Origin of the sequence: Pseudomonas sp. YNh (assembly GCF_037993085.1) — a bacterium.
Classification (GTDB): Bacteria; Pseudomonadota; Gammaproteobacteria; order Pseudomonadales; family Pseudomonadaceae; genus Aquipseudomonas; species Aquipseudomonas putida.
The window spans coordinates 1-2765 of the sequence record NZ_JBBMRJ010000068.1 but is presented as its reverse complement, the minus strand read 5'-3'; the positions used below and the strand labels follow the sequence as shown (position 1 = coordinate 2765).

At 59.5% G+C, this 2765-nt stretch carries 1 protein-coding gene; it reads left to right on the top strand.

Annotation, left to right across the window (positions count from 1 at the left end):
- Positions 1-2765: immunoglobulin-like domain-containing protein (locus WF331_RS29015; RefSeq protein ID WP_340623558.1), on the top strand; the 2765-nt coding region annotated here is incomplete at both ends.

The window sequence follows — 2765 nt, the reverse complement described above, 5'->3', positions numbered from 1 at the left end:
GGCAAAACCCAAGGCAGCGTTGATTTCCAGACCCCGGCGAACGACGTCTACAACAACGGCTCGACCGTCAGCGTCACCATCGAGAACGCCACAGGCGGCAACTTCGAGCAACTGACGCCGAATCCGACTCCAGCTTCGACTGTCATCAACGACAGCGTCGATACCGTCACCGTAAGCATCGTCAGCAACGGCAATGTGACCGAAGACCAGCAACCTTCCTTTACTGTGAAAGTAAGCCAGGCGCTGGACCGTCCGTTGACCGTCACTTTGTCGAACGGCGACACCGTGACGATCGAAGCCGGTAAGACCGAAGTCGAGTACAAGACCCCGGCTCAGGGTGATGACGTCTATCACGACGCTGGCTCCATCACCCTCAGCGTTACCGATGCTACCGTTCCAGGTGCCACTTTCGAGAAGCTGGCCTTGGGTGGCCCGGCTACCGTTGAGATCTCGGACACTATCAGTGAAGTTGTGGCTAAGCTGACCGCCACCCCTTCGGTGACCGAGGGCGGCGAGATCACCTACACCATCACCCTGACCAACAAAGACGGTCTGCCGATCAATAACCATGGCGCCTTGACCTTCACGCTGAGCGACGGCAAAACCGTTATCACGGTACCGGCCAATGGCACCAGCGGCTCAATCACCGTGACTGCTCCGGACAACGTTTACGTTGGCAGCAACACCCCGGTGGTACAGTCGATCGCAAATGTTGCTGGCGCGGATGTCGGCAAGTTCGAGCAACTGACCCTGGACAAAACCCCAGTCAGCACCACCGTTACTGACGAGCCGGGCACCCCAGGCAACGAAGGTGACTTGGTCAAAGTCACCATCACCGCCGACCAGACTTCGGTGGCGGAAAACGTCAAACCGACGTTCACCGTGCACATCAACCAGCCGCTGGACCACGACCTGATCGTGACCCTGAGCAACAACGCTCAGGTCACCATCAAGGCTGGCGAAACCAGCGCGCCGTACACCCACGACGCGCAGGGCGATGACGTCTACAAGGACTCCGGCGAAATCAGCCTGGGTATCAATTCCGCGGTAGACGCCACTGGCGCTACCTTCGAGAACCTGCAACTGGGCGGTGCGGCCACCGTTCAAGTGACCGACACCATCGACGAAGTTGTGGCCAAGTTGACCGCAAGCCAGTCGGTTACGGAAGGCGGCGAGATCACCTACACGATCACGCTGACCAACAAAGACGGTCTGCCAATCAACAACCACGCAGAGCTGTACTTCAAGCTGACCGATGGCACCACTGTTGTCGTCGCGGCCAACAGCACCACGGGCTCGGCCACTGCAACTGCGCCGGATAACGTCTATGTTGGCGCTAACCAGCCGGTAATTAACGCTATCGACGCCGTCAGCGGCGCGGATGCGTGGAAATTCGAAAACCTGAATCTGGACAAGACCCCGGTCAGTACCCAGGTTACCGACGAGCCAGGTACCCCAGGTAACGAAGGCGATATCGTCAAGGTCACCATCACCGCTGACCAGGTTTCGGTCGCCGAGAACGTCAAACCGACCTTCACCGTGCACATCAACACTGCACTGGCCCACGACCTGGTGGTGACCCTGAGCAACAACGCTCAAGTCACCATCAAAGCTGGCGACACCAGCGCGCCATACGAGCACGCTGCGCAGGGCGATGACGTTTACCAGGATGCCGGCGAAATTTCCCTCGGCATCAAGTCGGCGGTTGACGCCACCGGCGCTGCCTTCGAGAACCTGCAGTTGGGCGGTGATGCTTCGGTCAAAGTGACCGACACCATCGACGAAGTGGTGGCCAAGCTGACCGCCAGCCAGTCGGTTACGGAAGGCGGCGAGATCACCTACACCATCACGCTGACCAACAAAGACGGCCTGCCGATCAACAACCATTCGGAGCTGTATTTCAAGCTGACCGATGGCACGACGGTCGTTGTGGCCGCCAACAGCACCACTGGCTCGGCCACTGCAACCGCGCCGGATAACGTCTATGTCGGGACTAACCAGCCGGTGGTGAATGCCATCGACGCCGTCAGCGGCGCGGACGCGTGGAAGTTTGAAAACCTGAACCTGGACAAGACCCCGGTCAGTACCCAGGTTACCGACGAACCAGGCACCCCAGGCAACGAAGGCGACCTGGTCAAGGTCACCATCACGGCCGACCAGACCTCGGTGGCCGAGAACGTCAAACCGACGTTCACCGTGCACGTCAACCAACCGCTGGACCACGATCTGGTCGTGACCCTGAGCAACAACGTGCAGGTCACCATCAAGGCGGGCGAAACCAGCGCGCCTTACGAGCACGCTGCACAAGGCGATGACGTTTACAACGACGCTGGCCAGATCAGCCTGGGCATCAATTCGGCGGTAGACGCCACTGGTGCTACCTTCGAGAACCTGCAACTGGGCGGTGCCGCTACCGTTCAAGTGACCGACACCGTCGACGAGGTTGTGGCCAAGTTGACTGCGACGCCTTCGGTCACCGAAGGCGGCGAGATCACCTACACCATCACCCTGACCAACAAAGATGGTCTGCCGATCAACAACCATGGTGCGCTGACTTTCACGCTGAGCGACGGCAAAACCGTTATCACCGTACCGGCCAACGGCACTACCGGTTCGATCACTGTCACCGCTCCGGACAACGTCTACGTCGGCTCCAACCCAGCAGTGGTCAACTCCATCGCGACCGTTGCTGGCGCTGATGTTGGCAAGTTCGAGCAACTGACCCTGGACAAAACCCCGGTCAGCACCACCGTTACTGACGAGCC